The sequence below is a fragment of the Legionella jamestowniensis genome, from assembly GCF_001467745.1.
GTDB classification, from domain to species: Bacteria; Pseudomonadota; Gammaproteobacteria; order Legionellales; family Legionellaceae; genus Tatlockia; species Tatlockia jamestowniensis.
This window is the reverse complement of record NZ_LNYG01000013.1, coordinates 1,842,333-1,864,571: the sequence shown is the minus strand read 5'-3', so window position 1 is coordinate 1,864,571 and position 22,239 is coordinate 1,842,333. Positions and strand designations below refer to the sequence as shown.

Here is a 22,239-nt window from a genome sequence, read left to right as displayed (position 1 = left end):
GAATCAATCATTGAATACTAATTCAGATAGTCTTCATGCCTGTTTATTTTTTAATTCTTTATAATAACTTAAAGCCCTGGTCCTTGCCTCATGATGATTAATAATAGGATGGGGATACTTAATACCTAAAAGGGTTCTGCACGCATACTCATCTTCCCAAGGAGCATGGATAGATTGACTGCTTAATTGAGAAAGCTCGGGAACCCAGCGGCGTATATAGGTCCCATCCGGATCAAATTTTTGACTTTGTAATACCGGGTTAAAAATTCGAAAATAGGGGGCTGCATCTGCACCACTTCCTGCCACCCATTGCCAGCCTGCACTGTTGCTTGCCAAATCGGCATCAACAAGAGTATCCAAAAACCAATCGGCTCCCAGCCGCCAATCAATTAATAAATCTTTAGTAAGGAATGAGGCAACAATCATACGCACGCGGTTATGCAAATAGCCTGTTGCCCATAACTCCCTCATCCCAGCATCAACAATTGGGTAACCAGTGAGCCCCTTTTGCCAGCGAACCAATGCTTCTTTATTATCATGCCAAGGAAATGAATCGAACTCTCCCCTGAAATTTTCACTGGATAATGTAGGGAAGTGGTAAAGTAAATACACTGAAAACTCCCTCCACCCCAATTCGGATAAAAAATGCTCTACCGACTCTAAATTGCATCCTGGCTCCAGTTTTGCTAACTCAATTGCCCTTAGTATTGTCCAAGGACTGATTTCTCCAAAGTGCAGGTGCGGTGATAATCGAGAGGTCGCTTGTACGGCAGGAAAATCCTTATTTTTTTTATACGCGCTCAAATGATTTGCAATAAATTTATCAAGCGTTTTCTGAGCCCCTACCTCTCCAGGAATCCAATAATCCTTGAATTGCGAAGCCCAATTCGTGGTTGGCAATAACTGCCAATTTGCCAAACTATCGCTGTCGATTGTAACTTTTTGGGGGTACTTCGTACTATTTTTCGGGGGATTAACATCAAGCAATTGCTTGCACTTTTTCCAGTAAGGAGTAAATACTTTGAAAAAATTGCCGTCGTTGTTTTTTATAGTCCAAGGTTCATGGAATAAATTCCCATTGAAACTTTGAACTTTAATTTCTCTTTCCTGCAAGGATGTTTTGATGATTTTATCGCGTTTAATGGATAGCGGTTCATAGCAGCGATTCCAATAAATGGCTTTTACAGACAATTGATCAATTAATTCTAAAATAACATCGAGAGGATTACCTTGACGAAGCACCAGATTTAATCCTAACTCATGTAACGCGTTGTCTAAAGCAATGAGACTGTGGTGGAGCCACCAAGCTTGGGCGCGTCCTGAAACACTGCATTTCCCGTCAAAAATATAAAGTGGGATCACAAATTCATAATGCGAACAAGCCTCAATAAATGCAGGATTATCACTTATTCTTAAATCTTGTCGAAACCACACCAGAGCAATAGTCATATACTTTTTCAATTAGTAAACCAGTGGCCAAGTGATAATGGCAGATGGCAAGATAGGCAATCAATCATCAATAAATTAGATCATTATATAATTTTGAACCTTAAACAGAAACATCATTACCAATGAGTTTCCTCTCGTTTCAAATTGTGGCGATGCAAAATTGCTCCATAGCAGCAAGCAAATTAAAGACTGGGCGGTTCATATCCTTTTCCTGAGTCATGAATAGTCATTCCCGCAAACAAATCGACTTCGTCTTTTTTGACTTCCCAACTCATGCTTTCAGCGTGAGTAACTGGTGTTCGATCTAAAACATTATCAATGATGACCCCTGGTACGCCGGTAAACATAGGCTCTGCCCCAATTTCTTCGCATTTTTTTGCGTAATCATTGATTGTTTGCCGCAAAACCATAACCTGCTCATCCACCTGATCAGCAATATCCTCTGAACGAGCACGCAGAAGTTCATCACCTCTTTTCTCCAGGGATTTCAATCTGAACACGACGGTTGCCATAAAATCAATATCTATTTTTAGCGGCCCTTCTTCCCTACCCGATGGAATGCCCTCTCCATAATTTAATTTAATTGCTGTGGCTTCATCATGACGATTCTCAAGATATCTTGAAAGCAATGACCCTACCTGACCAGAGGTATGGTCTATCCAATCGCGCGATACATTCATAAAACAGCCGCGCAAAATCATTTTTCCTGCGTTATTAGGGCCAATTTGATATTGCGGTTGGATTCTATTAGGCATAGCTCTTCCTTGATAAATATTTGATCAAAGTATAGTAAATAATAATTACCTTATAAAAAGACATTCTCAGAAGCGTCTGTTTTTTGATCTAGAAGTCCTCTTTATTTTTTATGCGCTCTATCACTCCTCCTTTAGTAATTTTTGCATTATTTTGTTACAATATTACACATGAATTTTCCATATCGGTTATATTTTTGACTCTAGATTACATCGAAGAGTCCACTGTAAGGTTTTAACATGGCTTTATCTTCTTATTTACAACCCCTTCAAACATTGCAACACATCGAACAGTTACAACCCTGTGTAAACTTGGCTATACAAGTGTTTGAACAGGACATGCCAGATAGCAAGTTAATTGATAAATTGCGGGGGGAATTGCTACGCACATTAAGCGTTTTACTGCAATACAAGGTTACCAATGAAGGAGTTCTTTATACCCTGAAGCACTACACTTGGGCTTTTTTTGCACCTACTAAAAAATCTCACCATTTAGAAAATTTATTCTCAAACGAAATTCAATCCATTGAAAATAAAATTATTACTGCATTGCAAGGTTTAGCACGAGAATATCCCATTAATGATGTTGACCTTTTTGATCTTGAACCAATTGGAGAAAATGAAAATTATTGGCTCAGTTTAAAGGGACGAAAATATCGTCTCGAACCGCTGGCTGAATGGATAAGTACCCGTAAAGCATTTATCTATCCAGAAGATAATACAACGATGTTTTTACAAGATATCGATAATTTAACGCAGTTATGTGATTTGCATAAGATATCGCTGCAACCAAAACCAGTCTATTCCAGTATACTGAAACAGGCAATTATTGACGCTGGATTTTCCATCGAAGAAATAAGGGAATTGGATGTTCCTCAACTGCATAACCATCACATCAAGGCGTTGCAAATGTTGATAGCTCATTACCATTTTAGCAAGAGACAAGCCTTCGAAGAACTTCAAGGATTAAACTCTGAACAAGCAGATGCTTTAAACGAGCTCTATTCAAAAGGGCTTCGTGGGGCTCATTTAAGAAATTTAGCAATCGATGAAAGTGACTATAGTCCTCACCATACTGTTGTTTTGCAAATGCTTGTCAATGAATGGCACTATGACATTGAAACCGCCGTCGATGCCATTTCAAATTGTAATGGTGATGAAGTACAACGATATTACTCTATGTCCTCACCCCTGATATATTGACTCTCACGCGGCATGATAGCTTAATCATCTATAAGGAGATGATTTAAGCACTGCAAAAATTATTGAACTATTGGAGCTAACCCCTATGAACGATGCCGTATTAAAAAAATATTCAGCTGTTAGTGAATCCGAGTTAGGAAAAAAGTCAGACTATGATTCAGCCTACAATCCCTCTCGACTTTATCCCATCCCTCGAGCAGGCAAGCGACAAGAAATGGGTGTTGATCCAGTCAACCCCCCTTTTTTTGGATTTGATTGCTGGAATCATTACGAAGTTTCCTGGCTGAATGAAAAAGGAAAACCGATGGTTGGAATTGGTGAAATTTTTTATGATTGCAACTCCCCCAAGCTCATTGAATCCAAATCATTAAAACTTTATTTTAACTCCTTTAATAATACCCGAATAAACCACATAACCGACTTGGAAAATACGATTAAAAAAGATCTGGAAGAGCGCATTGAGGCACCCGTTTCTGTAAACATTTATCCTTTGGAAGAAGCAAAACAGTTCACTGTAACGCAAACACTTACAGGCGAGTGCATTGATCACCTTGACGTTGCATGTTCTGTTTATATCGTTGAACCCTCCTTTCTTTCTGTTGAAGAGATAGTGGTAGAGGAAGTTTTATATTCTGATCTTTTAAAATCCAATTGTTTAGTTACCAATCAACCTGATTGGGGAAGTGTTCAAATCGCTTATAAAGGAAAACAGATAAATCGAGAAGGCTTATTAAAATATCTTGTTTCTTACAGAAATCATAACGAGTTCCATGAACAATGCATTGAACGAATTTTTGTAGACATCATGAAGCATTGCCAACCGGAAATGCTAACCGTCTATGGGCGTTACACAAGGCGCGGAGGATTAGATATTAATCCTTACCGCTCGACAGAAAATACAGTATTTGATAAACAAAAAAATATCCGCTTAATTCGGCAGTAAGGAAACTAATTTCTTTAACAAACTGGAAAAGGCAAATTTCAGAATACATAAGAAACTAAAATTAGGTCATATTGAGAAATTCTCAATATGACCTAGAACGATTAATGTTTAAAAAGTTGACCCACTCTACAGTTAGCATTGATTACAGAATTAAAGGGATCATAACTGCCATAATTAGGTCCATAAAAACCTAGATATCCTGGCGTAGTCTGAGAAACCCAATCCGGTTTTGTATTGATACGCAGTTTATCTTTATCTAAGACCTCAACGTTACTAAAGACACCGTTCTCAACAATAATTTTAGTTAAATCAATACCCGTCTCACTAAAATTCAAAATAATAGGTGTATTATCCGCATACACATCGTAGCCTAGCCAGTAACTACTTGAACCCTGCTTGCGTTGGGCTTGACAGGAACTTACCGAATCGTCCTTCCTTTCAACTTTGATAAAAGAATGCGTTATTTGGCTTTGTACAGGGACATAAATTTTATTCTCTGTCGCGGATTTAATAGGTTCAATGGTCTGATTATCAGCACTTAAAACACCTATTTTGGCAGAAAATAGATTGTCAACGTTCACTGCTTGAGCCAAAGCATATGCCCAATTTTCAGCTTTTGCCGTTTCTTCACTCAATAGAAGAGGCGTTTGCGGTAACAGGTAATCTTTACCGCTACTATCAATCAGACGTAATTGAAGTTTATCCCCCGCATTCAAAGCACTGGCTAAAGTAGCAGTACCCACAATTTTCCAAGCTGAAGAGATTGCAGGTAAATGAATAAACTGTGTGCTTGCACGATTTGCTGCATTTCCTTGGCTTACTTCAAGATTTACGGTAACGTTTTGTTGAGCATTAATGTTGCTCATAACTAAGTGAGCTTTCGCGTTTTGGCTATCTTTTAATTGATAAGCAGTTAAATCTTCTGCATTGATAGACCAGCTGTAACTTAAATTCTCACCTTGAGACTGCGTTCCATCTAACTCTAATTCACTAGCACCACTTACTTCGGTTGGCAATGACTTAATCACTGCTTTAATGATTGGTATAGGGGTGCTGTCTGAAAAAACGACATCGATACAGGAATGAAATCGTTCGTAAGTATAACTGTTTCGTCCCCATTCACCATAAATCACGGCTCGATTGGTACGCGCAGGTACAGTACAGGTGGTGATAAATCGGTTATTTGTTTTATCAGCGATGATGTTTGGGTTTGCCTCTGGATTTTGATCATTGTAACTGAGTTTACAAAAAGGACTCTCTTCAAAATCACTCCAGCTTAATTCTTTGTTAGGATCGAATTGAAAATCGGGTTTAGTAATCCAATAAACAAACTCCTCTGTATCGCCGAAATGATTACCCCAGGAGATATTCCAGATAAACTTCTGTTGACCTGAATTAACTAAACTGATAGGCCAGTCATTGGCTTTATCCCAAGGTGTTTTTCCTCCATTCCATGTTTCAGAGCCAAATCCACAGACATGAGCAGGTAATTGCTCCAAAGGTTTGTTTGCACGACCGATGGAGTGTGTTAATACCGCCATAAAATTATAAACACTATTATCCATGGTGCCGTCTTCTTTTGTCATAATAGGACGACATTTTTCATGCGTCATTCTGTCTTTATAAATTTCATCCGGTTTGCTTTCCACGCCACAAAACTGCTCACGAGATGGAGGATTTTCAATGAGTCCGTGGGAAAAAGCACCTGTAGAAATTAAAAAGAAGAGGGGAAAGAAAAAAAATTGAACCGTGTATTTTTGTTTTTTCATAATACGTTTAATTCCTTTTAAACAATTGCGGTCTTTGTTTATAAAATAATTTAATTGTCTTTTCAATAAATTACCGGCATTTACTTACAATTATTCGGTTTGCACAAGTGATGTCTTATACATCGTCGCTACTGGATTCGATAGATCTGTCAATGTGAATTGCTTCTAAATTCGTTATCATGCGAAGACATAGGGTAAATGAACAGGTAAAATATAAGTAGCGTTTTTATCCCATCATTTTATGGATTAATCTTGTCTCGTACTCAACGCCTTTTTGAACTTCTCCAGCTATTACGTCAGCACCGTTACCCTGTCAGTGGCAAAATATTGGCTGAGAAATTAGAGGTAAGCTTGCGCACCTTGTATAGAGATATTGCCACGCTACAATTACAAGGTGCCAATATCGAAGGTGAACCAGGTCTTGGCTATGTATTGCGTCCAGGGTTTACGTTACCCCCACTTATGTTTTCTGAAGAAGAAATTGAAGCGTTAGTACTTGGTTCACGTTGGGTTGCGCGTAGAGCGGATGAAAAACTCAAAAAAGCTGCCATTCGAGCATTGTCAAAAATATCCGCTGTTCTTCCAACTGATTTACGCCATCAACTTGAATCCTCTGGCCTGTTGATAGGTCCTACAAAATCCCTTCCAATTAATGAGCAGTATGAAGCGTTGATTCGCCATGCGATTCGTAAAGAATATAAACTGCAGATTAATTATACTGATGTGAATGAAAAGGAATCACGGCGTATTATTTGGCCTTTAGCCCTTGGCTTTTTCGAAGAAACTCGCATGATTGTGGCATGGTGTGAGTTACGCAACGATTTTCGGCATTTCCGCACGGACAGAATTAACAATTTATCATTACTCGAAAACTTTAGTCATAAAAAGCGTCAGACACTTTTAAAGCAGTGGCGTGAGATATACAACATCCCTGAGCAATAATTTCCTACTGACAAAAACTGTCATCGGTGTCCATTAAGCTAAACCTCCCTACTATCGAGGAGATTAAATCATGTTAGAGCCAAATGTCATTGTAATGTATGTGAATAATCTTACCATTAGCCGTAGTTTTTATCAGGACTTATTCAATAAATCCCCTGTAGAATCTTCACCGTCTTTTACCATGTTTAAACTTTCTAATGGAATGGGATTAGGGTTAAAAGATAGACGTACCGTGCAGCCAGGCATTGAGGGGAATGGAAGTAAAAATGGCGAGTTAGCCTTCACCGTAGCTAATAAAGAGGAGGTTGATGCATTATTTTTAAGCTGGAAAGAAAAGAGAATAAGAATTGCTCAGCGACCAACCCAAGTATCTTTTGGCTATACTTTTCTTGCTGAAGACCCTGATGGTAATCGGCTTCGCGTTGCAGCACTAAGCAACATATAAAATCCTTTCACGGTCTGTTGCGACTTTGTCACATGTGGAAAATCACAAAGGCCCATGGCTCATACTATTTAAACGGATCCAGGAGATTGCTATGCCCATTATTAAACCTGAAATTCAATACGTGGATAATTTTTCAATTACAGGCTTCAGTACCAGGACGAATAACAGTGACGAGAGTAATCCTAATACCGCCAGAATACCTTCTCTCTGGCAACGATTCCATGCCAGTGAATTGGCAAATATAAATCCTATTTATGGAGTTTATTCAGATTATGATTCTGATGCCAGTGGTTCTTATACCCTTACTGTTGGCACCTCTGAAACAAAAGACAAGACAAATCTCAGCAATATAATCATCATCTCAGGGAACTATCTTGTTTTTACAAATTCAGGGCCTATGCCCACTACCCTCATACAGACCTGGCACCAAATTTGGGATTATTTCGCTCAACAATCGGCATATCAACGGCGTTTCATTAGCGACTTTGAACTATATGAAGCGCCTAACCAAGTCGCTATTTATATAGGGATTCGGTAATTATTGGCAAAATTTCAGGTTTATACTTTGAATGTCGAAGCGTTATCATTCTCATTTACTATCTCTTTCCCTAACACTGCAAAAGAGAGGGTCGTAGCTGGATGTGTTTCGATAGAAAAGGAATATTGAAGTGAATTATTCTCATCCACAGCAATCCAGGAATTGTTATTAATAGTAGCGTGTTCGGGAGGTTTTAGATAATTATCGGTTATAAGTACGGTTTGTGCTCCCTGAATTTGCGCAACCCCAGAATAACCTGCATATTGCTCTGCATGCGTATTTCCCATGAGTGCTACCCATTTCTTACAACGACCTGATTGCACTTCCTCATCGATAATGCTACTTGCTTTATAGTTAAAAATGCGGATTCTTTTGGGAAGGTCTAGTTGGGTCGAACCAATACCCACTTTTTGCATTTCATAAGACAGACTGGAATCAATACCTATTACACGGATGCCTGCTTTTTTGGCTGCCATAACCAAATTGGTATAAGTATACTGACGCGAAGAAGGTTGAACATTATATTTATCAAGAATACCAAGCTGTTGAATATTAAACAAATGGCCTTTATCCAACCCTTGTAATCGTGCCTTTAAACTAGGAGGCATTTCAGCATCAGAGGCACTATTCATATAATGCTCTAGTTCGGTTTGCATCGTATCGTTAAAAAGATGTTCCATAAATAAAGTGTCATACCCCTGCTTTTTTAAATAGAATAAATTTTCAATGAGAAACCTTTTTGGACTCAGGTCTTCATGTGCTTCCGATACAACAAAGTTGGTGGTTACAAGGTCTTGACAATCATCAAGCTTAAGGCGTAAAGGATTTACTTGCTTCTCATAAAAAGCTTCGGCCTTCTCGATTAATTCTTTTTTTTCTCGCGTTTGATGAGCGCGCGATATTAACGTTTGATAATGACCGATAGGGTGAAGCCAGGAAAACTGTTCTCGCTCTCGTAAATTATCTATAATATCCGTTAAATAATAATCACCGAAAGAAAACCCAATAAAATCGATGCGCATTTCTTTATCATCAAATTCAACGGAAGGGGCAGGGAGTAACTTAATAATTTCCTGTTTAAACTGCTCATAGCGCTCTCGATATTTTTTTTGACCTACTAGATCACTAATATCATCCCTTTTATCGTAAAACCCGAACGAGGTGGCAAAACTATAAAATTTTTTCCCCGGAAAAATACTATAAACAGGAAATGCATCTTTAGATTTAATCATTATGATAAGTCAGTAGTATTTCCTCTATTAAGTATAGTCAGGTTTGCAGAATCCATAGTGGTAAATCCTAGTTGTAATAGTCGATTTATTTTGATTTTTTTTAGTCATTTCATGTTAATTTAAGGGGAAGCTAGTTTTAACAAGGAGATAGGAATATGAGATGTTATGCCTTAGGGACACGTTTTGGGGATACCTCTTTCGATTGGCTAATTTCTATCAATAGCAGTTTTTTTGGTAGCGGCTTTTTTGAGAGGCAAATAAAACAATCCATTGAAAAGCACAAGGATGAAATTATCTCTTATTGCTCAACGATGAAGCCTAATGAAACCATTGGAACAAAAAAAGAAGGCTTTTACATTTACCTAACACGCTTAGTAAATGATTATTGTGTTGTTGTGGTTGATAACAAACTCTCAGAACAGCAAATGAGATGGCTGTGCTTTTATTTACTAAAAAATAAAATAGAAAAAAATACCGTTGCTGCCAATATAGAACAATTCACTCAAGACTATAAAGTTATTAAAGCCCAAACAGCAATTAGCGAAACGATGCAAATCATGCAGGAAAATATAGGTAAATTGCATACGCGAGAAGAAGCGCTTCAAAAGTTAATGAAACAAACTGAAGAACTTGAGACCTTATCATTTCAATTTAACAAGAAGGCTAAAGAATTAAATAGCTGTTGGCCCAGTTGTGTATTGATTTAATGGTTATTCACTAAAGAGCTGCTCTGCAGGTCTTTAGTGAATTGCTTGTATTCCCTGCCATCGAAACACAATATTTGGTATAACAAACGCCTTACAAACATTTTTTATTTTATCGATTATGAAAGAAATTATTTTAGCCACAGGCAATAAAGGAAAAATTGGGGAAATGACAGCGATTCTTTCCCCCATTCGTTGTATTTCCCAAGTTGAATTAGGAATAACTTCTCCTAACGAAACCGGCCAAAGTTTTATTGAGAATGCCATCCTTAAAGCAAGACATGCCAGCCTTCTAGGCAAAAAAGCAGCCTTGGCCGATGATTCCGGACTGGTTGTTGAAAGTTTACAGGGAGAACCTGGCATTTATTCTGCTCGCTACGCAGGCCCCCATGCTACTGATGCCGAAAACATTGCCTTGCTGTTAGATAACCTATCCCATGTTCCTAAGGATAATCGACAAGCTTATTTTTATTGCGCAATTGCCGTAGTCACACACGCAAATGATCCGACACCGCTAATCGCAACAGGCAAATTTTCAGGCAGGATTATTGACACACCAAAAGGAAACAATGGATTTGGCTATGACCCCATTTTTTTTGTAGAGACAATGCACTGCACAGTAGCCCAATTACCTGCTAAGATTAAAAATACGATTAGTCACCGCGCACAAGCTTTAAACCAGCTGCGCCATCAACTATTTAATAACCATCATGATTAATACAACCATTTATTCCTATGAGGACTTGAGCAAAGATATGCTCTATGAAATTTTGGCATTGCGTAGTGAGGTTTTTATTGTAGAACAGCAATGTTTTTATCAGGATCTCGATTACAAAGACCAGCATGCGCATCATTTATTAATGGTTGAAGAAGGTAAATTGATCGCGTATGCACGCATCCTTTCCTATACCCCTGATAAAATGAGTTTTGGGCGCCTATTGACTGCCCCTTCTCATCGCGGCCTAGGTTTAGGTAAGCAATTAATGGATACTATCATAAGTTATTTAAAAACTCATTTTCCTACAAAGTCTGTTATTATCACCGCCCAACATTATTTGCGCCATTTCTATGAAAGTTATGGATTTATAGCAGAAGGGGAACCTTTTGATATGGATGGCCTGCCCCATATCCGTATGGTAAAAAGGCCATGACGACAGACGTTGATTCATTATTCGCTGAAGCCTACTTGTTCCAGCGACAGAATCAATTATCCGAAGCGATTAAACGGTATGAAAAATTATTAGAGAAAGAACCTAAGCACGCCCAAGCACTGCATTTCCTTGGGCTTGCTTATGCACAGCTGGGTGATATTGACACGTCCCTGCGTTTTCTTTATCAAGCATTAGAGTTAGAACCCGAAAATGCCAATCTTCATAATAATCTTGCCAATGCTTACAAGAAAAAAAATCAATTTGACAAAGCAGCTCACCATTATCAACTCGCAATTCAATTAGCACCTGAGTACGCTCAAGCCCATCATAATTTGGCTACCTTGTATGCGGCTCGCAATGAGTATCTGAAAGCCCTTCATCACTACCGACTTGCTGTTCATGCAGAACCTGATTTTGCCGCCGCCCATTTTAATTTAGGCTTATTACTGCTGCAACACAAGGAATTAACAGCCGCCAAGACACAGTTTAAAAATGTTCTCGCGCTACACCAGGATCATCTTGAAGCCCGTTTTTATTTAGGCGTATTAAACTTGGAAGAAAATTTACTCGATGAAGCTGAACAAGCTTTTCAAGAGGTCTTGCAACAAGATAATCAGCATGTAGAAGCACTAACCAATCTAGGTGTTATTGCTTTAAAACGCGACAAAGGCCAATTAGCCGTTGATTTTTTCACAAAAGCCTTAGCCTTTGACAATGAGCATATGGAAGCACGCAACAATTTAGCGGCAACGTTCATGCATCATGACCGTTTTGAAAATGCGTTGATGCATTACGATGTATTACTACAAAAAGATCCCAAAAATTGCGAATACCTTTATAATTCAGGCGTTGCACAAATGGCTCTTGGTCATTTAAGTGAAGCTATCACCCATTTTGAAGCCATACTTGAACAAGATCCTAAGCATTTTGCGGCGTTGAATAACCTTGCAGCCATTTATATTCGTCTTGAAGATAAAGACAGGGCGAAAGCACTCTTGGAGTTAGCCGTGGCAGCAAACCCACATGACCTTGCAAGTCGGCATATGCTAAATGCATTAAGTAACAACGAACTTAACCCTAAAGCGTCTCCTGAATACGCTGCTAATTTATTTAATAATTATGCTTTATATTACGATCAACACATGACAGGCCCTCTAGCTTATACCCTTCCCCAGCACATAGCAGAGATGATTCATCAACTAGGTCGTAAAAAAATTGATCATGCGCTTGATTTAGGTTGTGGTACCGGTTTAAGCGGTGAGGTAATGCGCAAGATCAGTAACCATTTAACTGGTGTTGACCTTGCCGCAAAAATGCTTGCCCAAGCCAAAAATAAATTCATTTATGATGAGTTAGTCGAGGCCGAACTGCTACAATTTCTTAAGCAAACTGAACAGCAGTACGGATTAATCGTGGCAGCGGACGTGCTTCCCTATTTTGGGGAACTGGACAGCTTCTTTGCTGCTGTTTCCCAACGATTAACCACTGGCGGTTATCTAATTTGTACAGTAGAAATTAGTGACGATAAACCTTATCTATTACAGCCTACTGCACGTTTTTGCCATAAACCTGAATATATTCACATTGTAAGCCATAAATATGCGCTTAACGTCATTAAGCAGGAAAAGGTTAGGGCTCGTCAACAGGATCAACAAGCCCTGGAAGAAATGTTATTTGTAATCCAAAAGAAAAGTAATTGATCTGCTATTTATATGCATCAGTCACACTCCTGACTGTAGGTTTTTGACAATCATTAATAAATAATTTCAACCCTTGATCACTCGTGCAATCTATTGGACATGCAGAGTGATTGTCTGAGATAGTCAAAGAAGCACCGGATACAATTAGCAATTCTATCATCGGCTTATCTGCATTTAATACCGCTTCGTGTAAAGGGGTTCTACCAGAGGCATCTTGTACATCTACCATTGCACCTGCTTCAATTAAAGCACGGGCGCAATCATGGCTTTTACACTTTGCCGCCCAGTGTATAGCAGTTTTTTTCGAAACTGGGTCTTGCGTATTTAACTGCGAAAAAGACATGGTTTCCATTAATACTTTTAATTCAAACAGGCGCCCCCATGCCGCAGCTCTCCTTAAGGCCTGATCATAGACAGGGCTACTTATTTCTCCTGCTTTGCGTAAAGACATGCAAACGGTTGCCAATTGAGTGTGAACCTGAGTATTTTTTTTCTCTCCTATAAAACTCAACAGTCTGGGTGCTATTTTTCCATTGGCACTGTCCATAATTTGTTTGTTAATTGCAGTCAACCGTGACTTAACAGAAGACATTTGCAGTAAGTCATGCGTTTTTTCCATATCGATTCGACTTAATGGTTTGTGTGCAAATAGTAATTCTGATAAATCAAGGATCATTTTTGGCATAGCACCAAATAATGAACTATCGTTGGTGACGATTGATTTAACAGCGATAGCCCAAGACGCCACGAACTCATCATTGACAGTAAAACTGTCGTAACGTTGATAAAAAGGCAATTTACCATCTTGAAGCACTTCAAGCGTGCTCAAAGACCCCGTTGATAAAACTAATTCACTAGTTGCTTGCGCTGCCATTTTGCGCATAACCCCATTCTTTAAAGATTGATGGTAAGTAATTTGCGGAAAAGATTTTTGTGGGCTAGTGAAACTTAGGTCATTTTCGAATGTATAACGAATAGCAGCATTCTTACCCATGAAATCACCCACAAGCACATACTCACTAAAGCCAGTCAGTTTCATATATTGCGTTATTAACTTGTAATCTTTTGAAGCATCAACGTTTGCCGCATACATAAAACCATAATGGTTAGAAGGTATTAACGCAGCATCGCGGGATGATAATGGACTTAAATCTTCAGCTTTAGTAATGGCTGTAAACCCTAAACGATTTTTACCAGGCCCTGCACTACCAACAAACATATCCCGCGAATCAAAAAAATCATAGAGTTGCGGTTGATCTTTTGCTACTTGCAGTTGATACATCGCTTGTTTGAATAAATCCGAAAGAGCGTATTGATTAATATTACCAATAAATAAGAATTTACTGTCTGGAGAAACAATTCGCTTTACAAGATCTGCTGCCGCATACTTACAACGATTCGCTTCAATAAAAGCTACCACCTTGTACGAAACAGCATCAAATTTTTCTAAACTACAAAGTTTTACTGATTGACCTTCAATATCTATTGTCCCATCCACAGGTGAACCATAAAGATTTTCAAATCGAGGTAGGCCATCAGAAGTACTGACCAGAAACACGTCCATGCCTAAACCGTGATGAAGAAGTTCTCGAACCAGATCCTTAGCAATACTACCCGCAAAAGCGAAATCACCCTTAGCGGTTGGGTTGTGACAGTTTGCATAAATAACAATAGCTTGTTTCATGATGTTAATCTCACTGCATTAAAATCAAGAATTATTTTAAAAGCGGACTATTAACAAAATATTAACAAAAAGACGTTTTTTTGGTCTTTTCGATTAATTTTTATTAGGAGGTGGGAAATAGGTAAGTTGAGCGATGTGAAGAATCAAGTAGGCAGCACCTCGATATAAAGATATCCGATAGATATTAAGAGAACCTTAAAGCACTGGATGGAGATAGGAGATTTAACCATGGAACCCGGTTGCCCTAAAACGTCAACCGGTTATCTTGGGTTTTGAATTAAAAAGAGAGGACTAAATTTTTATCTAGATTATGCAACTGCTCTCTAAATAAAGCTTGGATACGCTCAAGACTTATTTTGTCTTTAGCTTCAAAACGCGCCACTAAACATGGCGTTGTATTTGAAGCGCGCAACAGTCCCCATCCTTCAGCGAACTCCACGCGCAAACCATCAATTGTTATAATATGTGCATCAGGAAAATGAGCTTGTTCGCAAAATTGTTGCATGAACGTAAATTTTTGCTCGTCAGCGATAGGGATTTTAATTTCGGGCGTATTAATGCTATTAGGAACTGCTGCAAACTGTTCGCTGACTGTTTGTGGATTAGAACTTAGGATTTCTAACAACCGACAAGCACTATAGAGTGCATCATCAAAACCATACCAGCGATCTTTAAAGAAAAGATGCCCGCTCATTTCACCTGCTAGTGCCGCATTTTCTTCCCGCATTACCGCTTTCACAATAGAGTGACCAGTTGGACACATTTTGGCTATCCCACCTGCCTCGTTGATTAATGCCCCTAAATGACTTGAACATTTTACGTCATAAACAATCGTTGCCCCCTTGTTTTTTTCTAAAAGGTTGAGGGCATAAAGCATTAGCAGACGATCAGGCCAAATCACTTCGCCTTTATCAGTCACAACCCCCAAGCGATCTGCATCACCATCAAAGGCAATACCTATATCTGCCTGATTGTGAGCAACTGCTTGTTTTAAATCAGCCAAATTTGCTTCTACACTAGGGTCAGGATGATGATTAGGGAACCTACCATCAACGTCACAATAAAGAGGAATTACATCACAACCGAGTGCTCTAATTACCGAAGGTATAATTGGGCCACCAATTCCATTCCCGCAATCAATTACTATTTTTAACGTTCGCTTAAGCTTAATATCGCTGACAATACGTTGTATGTAGGCAGGAATAATGTTGAAAGAATGGTATTCCCCTTTGCCTTGATAGCACCTACCTGCTACTACTAACTCATAAAGATGATGAATATCTTTCTCGACTAACGTTGTTCCGGCCAAAACAATTTTTATACCATTATAGTCGGCAGGATTATGGCTGCCTGTTACCATTAAACCACTATCGACTTGAAGCGTGTGAGTGGCAAAATACAACATAGGTGTTGCTATAGCACCAAGATCGAGTATGCTAATTCCACTGTCTATTAAACCCTGTTGTAATGCTTTGACCAAGCTTTCACTTGTCAAACGACCGTCACGGGCCACAAAAATTTTTTTTCGCCCTAATTCATAGAGACGACAACTGATAGCTAAGCCAATACTATAAAACGCATCTTCATCAAGCTGTTTTCCAATTATTCCACGGATGTCATAAGCCCTGAAGACGGAACGTTCAATTTGCTTTTGTTGATAAACCACCTATGTTCTCCCTGAACTGCCAAATCCATCCGCACCTCGGCTACTCTCAGTAAACGAATCAACAATTTTAAATTCAGGATGAGCGATAGGGAGAAATACTAACTGGGCAATACGATCCCCTGGGTTTACCGTAAAATGTTCCTCATTGCGATTCCAGCATGAAATTTTTAATTCGCCTTGATAATCAGAATCAATAAGCCCCACCAGATTTCCCAATACAATGCCATGTTTATGCCCTAAACCTGAGCGCGGTAAAATAACGGCTGCCAAATTGGGATCTTCAATATAAATTGCTATCCCTGTGGGCAATAAAACGGTCTCTTTGGGGGCAATTTGCAATGATTTATCAATACAAACACGCAAATCAAGTCCTGCAGAACCAGCAGTAGCATAATGAGGCAACTCAATAGTATTGCCTACTCTAGGATCTAAAATTTTTAATTGAATTGCCTTTTTCATATTATTCCTCTGTTTTAAGCAGGGTGTCATTTTGAATAGTTGCTGCCAAGATTGCAATAATCCTTGCAGCAAGACGGGTCTTATGGATATAGGGCAGTTCTAACTGTTTATTTTTTGTTAATACGATGACCTGATTATAATCAGACCCAAACCCTAAACCACTACCCACTTGATTGGCAATGATCATATCTGCTTTTTTGGTGTTTAATTTATCCTGGGCGTGTTTGATCACATCATTGGTTTCTGCTGCAAAACCTACTACATAAGCTGCTTTACCACTGGCAGCGACACTCTTAAGAATATCAGGATTTTGTGCTAAGGTAAGCGTTAATTCGTTGTCACCTTTCTTTTTTATTTTTTCATTGGCCACGGATGCAATGCCATAATCAGCCACCGCCGCAGTGCCTATAAAAATCATGCCTTCTTGCAAACTGGCCATAACCGTATTATACATATCTTTTGCCGATTCAACGCGGTAGGTTTCAACACCCGCGGGCGGTATTAAATGAGTAGGGCCGGTCACTAAAATAACTCTTGCGCCTGCCAAAACAGCAGCTTGGGCCAACGCATACCCCATCTTTCCCGAACTGTGGTTACTCAAATAACGCACCGGATCAATCGCTTCGTGAGTAGGACCCGCTGTAATCAATAACTGTTGCCCCTCTAAACGTTGAGTGATTTCATGGCAACGCAAGGCATTAATAATTGAATCAGTGTCACTTAAGCGGCCAAATCCTTGTTCACCACAGGCTTGAGGACCTTCTTCTGGCCCTACAATAATAGCCCCTCGTTTTTTTAATGCCGCACAATTAGCCTTTGTTGCTGGATGCAACCACATGGAGCGATTCATTGCAGGACAAATAATAACTGGGGTTTCAGCAACCAGGTAAATTGTTGTCAGTAAATCATCCGCCAAACCATTGGCCATTTTAGCCAGGCAATTGGCTGAAGCAGGAGCCACCAAAAAATAATCGGCCCACCGAGCCAACTCAATATGCCCCATTGCACGTTCAGCCTGCTCGTCAAATAGCGCCGTACGTACCTCATGGCCACTTAAAGCCTGGAAGGTTAACGATGAAATAAATTGTTGCGCAGCAGCTGTCATGACCACACGAACTTCCGCGCCTAAATTGGTTAATTCACGCACAAGATAAGCGGCTTTATAAGCAGCGATACCACCACATACCCCTAATACAATTTTTTTATTCGCCAGATCTTGCATGGTTTATCGTTTTTAATAAGAATACCTGCGATCAAACCACAAACCTCGCAATAAAGGAATAACCAATGACGCAATTACCCGTGTTGCCACCCCCCTTTCGCGTGCGCGAAAAATTATTGTCTCAAGGCGCAGAAAATCTTTCAGATGCCGAATTATTAGCTGTTTTTATCAGCTCAGGCAGCCGAAAAAAATCCTGCATGCAACTTGCGCTAGATTTAATCAAACAATTGGGTGACTTACGAGCTATCTTAAATGCCGAGCCACAAGCTTTCAATCAAGTGGCAGGGCTTGGCATGGTACGCTATCTGCAGTTGCAAGCAGCGCGCGAAATTTGTCGTCGTAGTGATTTTATCAGCTTGCAAAAAAAAACAACGCTAACCAATTCTCAACAAACTTATGCTTATTTGAAACGACAACTTAGAGACCGAAAAAACGAAACCTTTGTTGCCTTATTTCTTGATAGTCAACATCGCGTTTTAGCCTACGAAGAATTGTTTAGTGGGACGATTAACGCAGCCAATGTTTATCCCCGCCCTATAATCGATAAAATATTTAAACTGAATGCTGCAGCCGTTATTCTCGCTCACAATCATCCATCAGGAATTGTTGAGGCCAGTACAGCTGATTTGGCTGTCACTAAACGTTTAAGCCATGCTTTGGAATTAATCGATGTTCGCCTACTTGATCATTTAATTATTGGTGATAATGAAGTTTACTCCATCATGAGCAACGCTAAATGGCCGTGTAACTAAATGTTTACAAAACTTAAAGTATTGATCTCTGTACATGACAAAAAACCTGTCATGTACAGAGAGGATTGATTTTATAGAATTGAACTCTTTGATATTTCACTTTATGCTAAGTGGAATAATTTTAGCTGAATGGCTAAAAAACTTAAGCGCTATGGATCGCTTAAGTTTTTAGAGTAATTGCCAGCGTCTCTCTCATTAATTAGGATGATTATGCCAGAGAAAAAAAAGAAACCTTCCGAAAATAAAACCTTTCTTATAGTTGGTGCTGGTGCTTCAGGGCTTTTTGCAGCGCGAGCCCTGGAAAAAACGGGTATCCCAAGAAAAAATATTATCCTCTTAGAGAAAAACAGTTGGATAGGCGGTAAATGCCATACTTATAATGAACCAGAAGATTCGGCGTTAGCAACGGAATATGGCGCTGCCTTGATTGCCCATAATTATCAAATTGTTTTAGATGCTATTGCCGAAAAAAAACTCCCTATTGAAAAGGTTTTACCGACAAAACTTGACTCCATGGATTTTATGAAAAAGTACTTGTCCAAAGACAGATGGGGCAGAGTTGTCTTCTCAGCAGAAGTTCTTAAGGAGCTAATTCGATTTGAAAAACTCCTACGACAGTATGAGCATGCGCGTGATAATTGCCTACCGCTTCCAAGTGGATTTGAACTTTCTTTTCAGGAGTTTGCAACTCGCAACGGGTTAGCCCGCCTAAATGACATATTAAGACCCGTGGTCACGGGATTTGGTTACGGCGCTATGCAGGTTTGTCCTGCTTATGCCGTTTTTGAGTACATGGGGCATACGACGATTCCCGCAATGCAACTCCTCCCGAGTATACTCCATCAAGGACCTTTTTATGCTATTAAAGGAGGTTTCCAACGCCTTATGGAAGCCATTGCTAAAGACTACGAGGTTTTAACAGAAGCAGACATTCAATCCATCGATCGTAGCAACGGCGTAACGGTTGAATTCTTACATCAAAATGAAGTCAAACAATTAAAAGCAGATTATCTAATCTTAGCGTTATCTCCATTACACTGGGGGAAGTTGGGTTTATCACTTACACCGACAGAAGAATTAGCGGTGAAACAAGTGACTTACTACCATTATCCTGTGGCCATTTGTAAATTAAAAGGCTATTTAGCTCATCAGGAATTTTTTGAACATGGATTGCAACCGGAAGGATTTGGTGATTTAGCCCTAATTACTACTCGCGATGGCCGTGTTTTTCCAGAAGATGGTCGCTTGTGTACAGCCTATATCAATCTTCCACAAGAGCCAACTCAACCTGCTCCAGTTATACCCTCTGTAGAAAAGTGGCAGTTTGAACTCAGCAAGGTTAACAATGTCGAAAAAGTAGAGATCATTGATACACACACTTGGGAAGACTACATGTCAATGGTGCCCTGGGAGGTCCGATGCCGCTTGGAAAAAGAACAATTTATCCATGAAACCGGATATGCTAACTCTATTTTCTCCTATGAGGACGTCGGTTGTGTGGCTAACTATATTACCAAATTAATTGCCAATACCTTCTCCCCTAAGCCGACGAAAGTTTATGACAATGCCGTAAGCACTGATCTGCTACGTGCTTATTGGCTATTCAAAACACCACAACATCCACCTGTTCACGTGGTTAAAAAACTGATGAAAAAAGAATCTTCAGGAGAGAATTACCTGAACGAAGAAAATAAAAATGATAATAGGCATACTATTAATTAGATAGAAATAATAGCTTAAAACAATTGGTCATTATCCAGGTTATTTTAATTACCTGGATAATTACACGACAATGGAGTTGCCATGATGGCTGAGACGTTAGAGGTATTAGTTGTTGGTGCAGGACCGGTTGGTTTGTTCTGTGCAAATGAATTAACCCGACATGGTTTACATTGTCGTATCATTGATAAGAAAACAGGTTTAAGTGATAAATCCAAAGCCCTTGCTCTTCATATACGCTCTCTGGATGTACTCGATGACAGTGGTTTTCTTGATGAAGTACTTACCCAAGGCCATCGAATCGATGGTGTTATTTTCAAATCAGGCACCAAGCAGCTCTTTGATATTAATTTTGCGGAGCTAAAAGAAGCTACTCGCCAATTTTTAATTGATTTACCGCAAAACCAAACTGAAGCAATTCTCGATCAAGGGTTAGTTAATAAAGGCTTAAACGTTGAATGGGAAACCGAGCTTACTGACATTACACAACATGCAGATTCAGTCACTGCCTTATTAAAACACAATGATGGCAGGGAGGAACAAGTACAAGCTGCATGGGTCATTGCTTGTGATGGTGCCCATAGTACGCTTAGGACCCTTGTCCATGCAGCATTCAAAGGTGACGTTTATAATCAAACCTGGTGGCTTGCCGATCTTCTAGTTGATTGGAATTTGCCGGCGAATAAATTAGTCATGTTTTCCAGTGTTGAGGGTCCTTTAGCTTGCTTCCCTATTGGGGGCAAACGCTACCGTGTCGTTATGACCGCAGAAGAAAAAATGTCTCATGAAGAGCCCACCCTAACAGACATTGAACGTATGTTTAAAAAGCGGAGCCAGGAACAGGTTACTCTGTCGGAACCTTTATGGATTAGTCAATTTGGCATTGCCCATCGGCAAATCAAGCATTATCGCTATGACCGCGTTTTTTTTGCCGGCGATGCGGCACACATTCACAGCCCAATGGGAGGACAGGGTCTTAATACCGGTATTCAGGATATCTACAACCTTGTTTGGAAGCTCTCCCTGGTCCAACAAGGCTTGGCGAAGGAAAATTTACTTGATAGCTACAACAGCGAGCGCCACCCTATCGCTGAGGCCGTTTTAAAGAAAACCGGCGTAATGACCACCATGTTTATGTTAAGAAATCCTTTTTTGATTACACTGCGCAATAACTTTCTAAAGTTCATCACGTCGTTTCATAGTGTTAGACGACACATTGTTACCGATTTGGCCGAATTAGCAATTTCTTATTCAAATAGTCCTATTGTTAAAATATTGGGCAAAAAAACCTTACTCCCTGTCGGTGAATTTCCACCTACTTTTTATCTAACCGATGCCCAAACAAAGGAGAAAAAATCAGTCCACGATATTATTCGTGGCACGATGCACCATTTATTTTTATTTGCCGGCCATGATAAGCATCAACTTGCTTCTTTATTAAAAACTGCAACTTTTATAAACGAACATTTTTACTCCCTCCTAAGAATCCACCTGGTTTTGACAGAAGTAAGCGAGATTACCCAAGTGAATTCAGTTTTTTTAGACACAGAACAAATTGTGCATCAGCGTTTTGCTATCAAAGAGACAACAGCGGTATTGATTCGACCGGATAAGTACATTGGATTAACGCAATGTTCTGTAGAACAGGGCGCGCTCGTTAATTATCTGGAAGGCATTTATTTTATGAATGCCTAAGACAGCTAAAGGTATACTGTCCTTTATACCGCACATTAACAACGCTTTAATTTTGGAGTTCTTAATAATGATGAGTTTATTGTTTATTTTTTACTTTATTGTAGGTGTACAAATTGTATTCAAGCCTAACCGTTTTATAAAACTACAATTTTTATTTTGCCTGTTTTTGACCATGTTGCTATTTAACTTTCATAGTCACGTCGTGAGAATATAA

General features: G+C 39.3%; 21 protein-coding genes. 13 read left to right on the top strand and 8 right to left on the bottom strand.

Going from position 1 to position 22,239, the window contains the following annotated elements:
* Positions 1-33: 33 nt before the first annotated feature.
* Entirely contained in the window at positions 34-1,449 is a 1,416-nt protein-coding gene (locus Ljam_RS12600; protein ID WP_058450358.1) for a cryptochrome/photolyase family protein, read from the bottom strand.
* A 182-nt stretch (positions 1,450-1,631) separates the two neighbouring features.
* A complete protein-coding gene (locus tag Ljam_RS12595; RefSeq protein ID WP_058450357.1) occupies positions 1,632-2,204 on the bottom strand; it encodes a hypothetical protein in 573 nt (190 codons plus the stop codon).
* A 237-nt stretch (positions 2,205-2,441) separates the two neighbouring features.
* Here Ljam_RS12595 and Ljam_RS12590 point away from each other — a divergent pair, with 237 nt between their 5' ends.
* Entirely contained in the window at positions 2,442-3,404 is a 963-nt protein-coding gene (locus Ljam_RS12590) for a hypothetical protein (RefSeq protein WP_058450356.1), read from the top strand.
* Positions 3,405-3,489: 85 nt separating this feature from the next.
* Positions 3,490-4,347 carry an NADPH-dependent 7-cyano-7-deazaguanine reductase QueF gene (queF, locus tag Ljam_RS12585; protein WP_058450355.1) on the top strand — a complete coding sequence of 286 codons (858 nt, stop codon included), beginning with the start codon at positions 3,490-3,492 and terminating at the stop codon, positions 4,345-4,347.
* Between the two features lie 101 nt (positions 4,348-4,448).
* Here the strand turns inward: queF and Ljam_RS12580 are convergent, their stop codons facing one another.
* Entirely contained in the window at positions 4,449-6,116 is a 1,668-nt protein-coding gene (locus Ljam_RS12580) for a lytic polysaccharide monooxygenase (protein ID WP_058450354.1), read from the bottom strand.
* A 252-nt stretch (positions 6,117-6,368) separates the two neighbouring features.
* On the opposite strand from Ljam_RS12580, the gene Ljam_RS12575 reads away from it, so the two are divergent.
* From Ljam_RS12575 to Ljam_RS12565, 3 genes are all read left to right on the top strand, one after another.
* A complete protein-coding gene (locus tag Ljam_RS12575; RefSeq protein ID WP_058450353.1) occupies positions 6,369-7,058 on the top strand; it encodes a helix-turn-helix transcriptional regulator in 690 nt (229 codons plus the stop codon).
* Positions 7,059-7,128: 70 nt separating this feature from the next.
* Positions 7,129-7,503, top strand: coding sequence for a VOC family protein (locus Ljam_RS12570; RefSeq protein ID WP_058450352.1), 375 nt, complete (start codon positions 7,129-7,131; stop codon positions 7,501-7,503).
* Between the two features lie 91 nt (positions 7,504-7,594).
* On the top strand, positions 7,595-8,041 hold the full coding sequence (locus Ljam_RS12565; protein WP_058450351.1) for a GyrI-like domain-containing protein: 447 nt from the start codon (positions 7,595-7,597) through the stop codon (positions 8,039-8,041).
* 20 nt (positions 8,042-8,061) lie between these two features.
* On the opposite strand, the gene Ljam_RS12560 is transcribed toward Ljam_RS12565, so the two are convergent.
* Entirely contained in the window at positions 8,062-9,273 is a 1,212-nt protein-coding gene (locus Ljam_RS12560) for a membrane-targeted effector domain-containing toxin (protein WP_058450350.1), read from the bottom strand.
* A 155-nt stretch (positions 9,274-9,428) separates the two neighbouring features.
* On the opposite strand from Ljam_RS12560, the gene Ljam_RS12555 reads away from it, so the two are divergent.
* The 4 genes from Ljam_RS12555 (at position 9,429) to Ljam_RS12540 (ending at position 12,828) form a co-directional block, all read left to right on the top strand.
* Positions 9,429-9,980, top strand: coding sequence for an SNARE domain-containing protein (locus Ljam_RS12555; protein ID WP_058450349.1), 552 nt, complete (start codon positions 9,429-9,431; stop codon positions 9,978-9,980).
* A 118-nt stretch (positions 9,981-10,098) separates the two neighbouring features.
* Positions 10,099-10,695 (top strand): RdgB/HAM1 family non-canonical purine NTP pyrophosphatase, encoded by a 597-nt coding sequence (gene rdgB / locus Ljam_RS12550; RefSeq protein ID WP_058450348.1) that lies wholly within the window; start codon positions 10,099-10,101, stop codon positions 10,693-10,695.
* Positions 10,688-11,128, top strand: coding sequence for a GNAT family N-acetyltransferase (locus Ljam_RS12545; RefSeq protein WP_058450347.1), 441 nt, complete (start codon positions 10,688-10,690; stop codon positions 11,126-11,128). The genes rdgB and Ljam_RS12545 overlap by 8 nt, the downstream gene beginning before the upstream one ends.
* Entirely contained in the window at positions 11,125-12,828 is a 1,704-nt protein-coding gene (locus tag Ljam_RS12540) for a tetratricopeptide repeat protein (RefSeq protein ID WP_058450346.1), read from the top strand. Before Ljam_RS12545 ends, Ljam_RS12540 begins: the two co-directional genes overlap by 4 nt.
* A 4-nt stretch (positions 12,829-12,832) precedes the next feature.
* On the opposite strand, the gene ankY is transcribed toward Ljam_RS12540, so the two are convergent.
* The 4 genes from ankY to coaBC all read right to left on the bottom strand — a co-directional run bounded on the left by ankY (position 12,833) and on the right by coaBC (position 17,859).
* Positions 12,833-14,512 (bottom strand): Dot/Icm T4SS effector AnkY/LegA9, encoded by a 1,680-nt coding sequence (ankY, locus tag Ljam_RS12535; protein ID WP_058450345.1) that lies wholly within the window; start codon positions 14,510-14,512, stop codon positions 12,833-12,835.
* 277 nt (positions 14,513-14,789) lie between these two features.
* Complete coding sequence (locus Ljam_RS12530) at positions 14,790-16,178, bottom strand: phosphomannomutase/phosphoglucomutase (protein ID WP_058450344.1); 1,389 nt, start codon at positions 16,176-16,178, stop codon at positions 14,790-14,792.
* Entirely contained in the window at positions 16,179-16,637 is a 459-nt protein-coding gene (gene dut / locus Ljam_RS12525; protein ID WP_058450343.1) for a dUTP diphosphatase, read from the bottom strand. It abuts the gene before it with no gap.
* A 1-nt stretch (position 16,638) separates the two neighbouring features.
* On the bottom strand, positions 16,639-17,859 hold the full coding sequence (coaBC, locus tag Ljam_RS12520; protein WP_058450342.1) for a bifunctional phosphopantothenoylcysteine decarboxylase/phosphopantothenate--cysteine ligase CoaBC: 1,221 nt from the start codon (positions 17,857-17,859) through the stop codon (positions 16,639-16,641).
* 65 nt (positions 17,860-17,924) lie between these two features.
* Here coaBC and radC point away from each other — a divergent pair, with 65 nt between their 5' ends.
* The 4 genes from radC to Ljam_RS15655 all read left to right on the top strand — a co-directional run bounded on the left by radC (position 17,925) and on the right by Ljam_RS15655 (position 22,239).
* Positions 17,925-18,611, top strand: a complete 687-nt coding sequence (gene radC / locus Ljam_RS12515; protein ID WP_065235549.1) for a RadC family protein — start codon at positions 17,925-17,927, stop codon at positions 18,609-18,611.
* Between the two features lie 210 nt (positions 18,612-18,821).
* On the top strand, positions 18,822-20,333 hold the full coding sequence (locus tag Ljam_RS12510) for an FAD-dependent oxidoreductase (protein WP_058450341.1): 1,512 nt from the start codon (positions 18,822-18,824) through the stop codon (positions 20,331-20,333).
* Positions 20,334-20,414: 81 nt separating this feature from the next.
* Positions 20,415-22,025, top strand: coding sequence for an FAD-dependent monooxygenase (locus tag Ljam_RS12505; RefSeq protein ID WP_058450340.1), 1,611 nt, complete (start codon positions 20,415-20,417; stop codon positions 22,023-22,025).
* Positions 22,018-22,239, top strand: a complete 222-nt coding sequence (locus Ljam_RS15655; RefSeq protein WP_058450339.1) for a DUF5993 family protein — start codon at positions 22,018-22,020, stop codon at positions 22,237-22,239. The genes Ljam_RS12505 and Ljam_RS15655 overlap by 8 nt, the downstream gene beginning before the upstream one ends.

Coding starts and splice junctions, on each gene's coding strand:
- coaBC (WP_058450342.1), bottom strand. CDS start 17,859: ATGCAAGATCTGGCGAATAAAAAAATTGTATTAGGGGTATGTGGTGGT.
- Ljam_RS12510 (WP_058450341.1), top strand. CDS start 18,822: ATGCCAGAGAAAAAAAAGAAACCTTCCGAAAATAAAACCTTTCTTATA.
- Ljam_RS12505 (WP_058450340.1), top strand. CDS start 20,415: ATGATGGCTGAGACGTTAGAGGTATTAGTTGTTGGTGCAGGACCGGTT.
- Ljam_RS12600 (WP_058450358.1), bottom strand. CDS start 1,449: ATGACTATTGCTCTGGTGTGGTTTCGACAAGATTTAAGAATAAGTGAT.
- Ljam_RS12540 (WP_058450346.1), top strand. CDS start 11,125: ATGACGACAGACGTTGATTCATTATTCGCTGAAGCCTACTTGTTCCAG.
- Ljam_RS12570 (WP_058450352.1), top strand. CDS start 7,129: ATGTTAGAGCCAAATGTCATTGTAATGTATGTGAATAATCTTACCATT.
- Ljam_RS12590 (WP_058450356.1), top strand. CDS start 2,442: ATGGCTTTATCTTCTTATTTACAACCCCTTCAAACATTGCAACACATC.
- Ljam_RS12580 (WP_058450354.1), bottom strand. CDS start 6,116: ATGAAAAAACAAAAATACACGGTTCAATTTTTTTTCTTTCCCCTCTTC.
- Ljam_RS12595 (WP_058450357.1), bottom strand. CDS start 2,204: ATGCCTAATAGAATCCAACCGCAATATCAAATTGGCCCTAATAACGCA.
- Ljam_RS15655 (WP_058450339.1), top strand. CDS start 22,018: ATGCCTAAGACAGCTAAAGGTATACTGTCCTTTATACCGCACATTAAC.
- Ljam_RS12560 (WP_058450350.1), bottom strand. CDS start 9,273: ATGATTAAATCTAAAGATGCATTTCCTGTTTATAGTATTTTTCCGGGG.
- dut (WP_058450343.1), bottom strand. CDS start 16,637: ATGAAAAAGGCAATTCAATTAAAAATTTTAGATCCTAGAGTAGGCAAT.
- rdgB (WP_058450348.1), top strand. CDS start 10,099: ATGAAAGAAATTATTTTAGCCACAGGCAATAAAGGAAAAATTGGGGAA.
- queF (WP_058450355.1), top strand. CDS start 3,490: ATGAACGATGCCGTATTAAAAAAATATTCAGCTGTTAGTGAATCCGAG.
- ankY (WP_058450345.1), bottom strand. CDS start 14,512: ATGAAACAAGCTATTGTTATTTATGCAAACTGTCACAACCCAACCGCT.
- Ljam_RS12545 (WP_058450347.1), top strand. CDS start 10,688: ATGATTAATACAACCATTTATTCCTATGAGGACTTGAGCAAAGATATG.
- Ljam_RS12555 (WP_058450349.1), top strand. CDS start 9,429: ATGAGATGTTATGCCTTAGGGACACGTTTTGGGGATACCTCTTTCGAT.
- Ljam_RS12565 (WP_058450351.1), top strand. CDS start 7,595: ATGCCCATTATTAAACCTGAAATTCAATACGTGGATAATTTTTCAATT.
- radC (WP_065235549.1), top strand. CDS start 17,925: ATGACGCAATTACCCGTGTTGCCACCCCCCTTTCGCGTGCGCGAAAAA.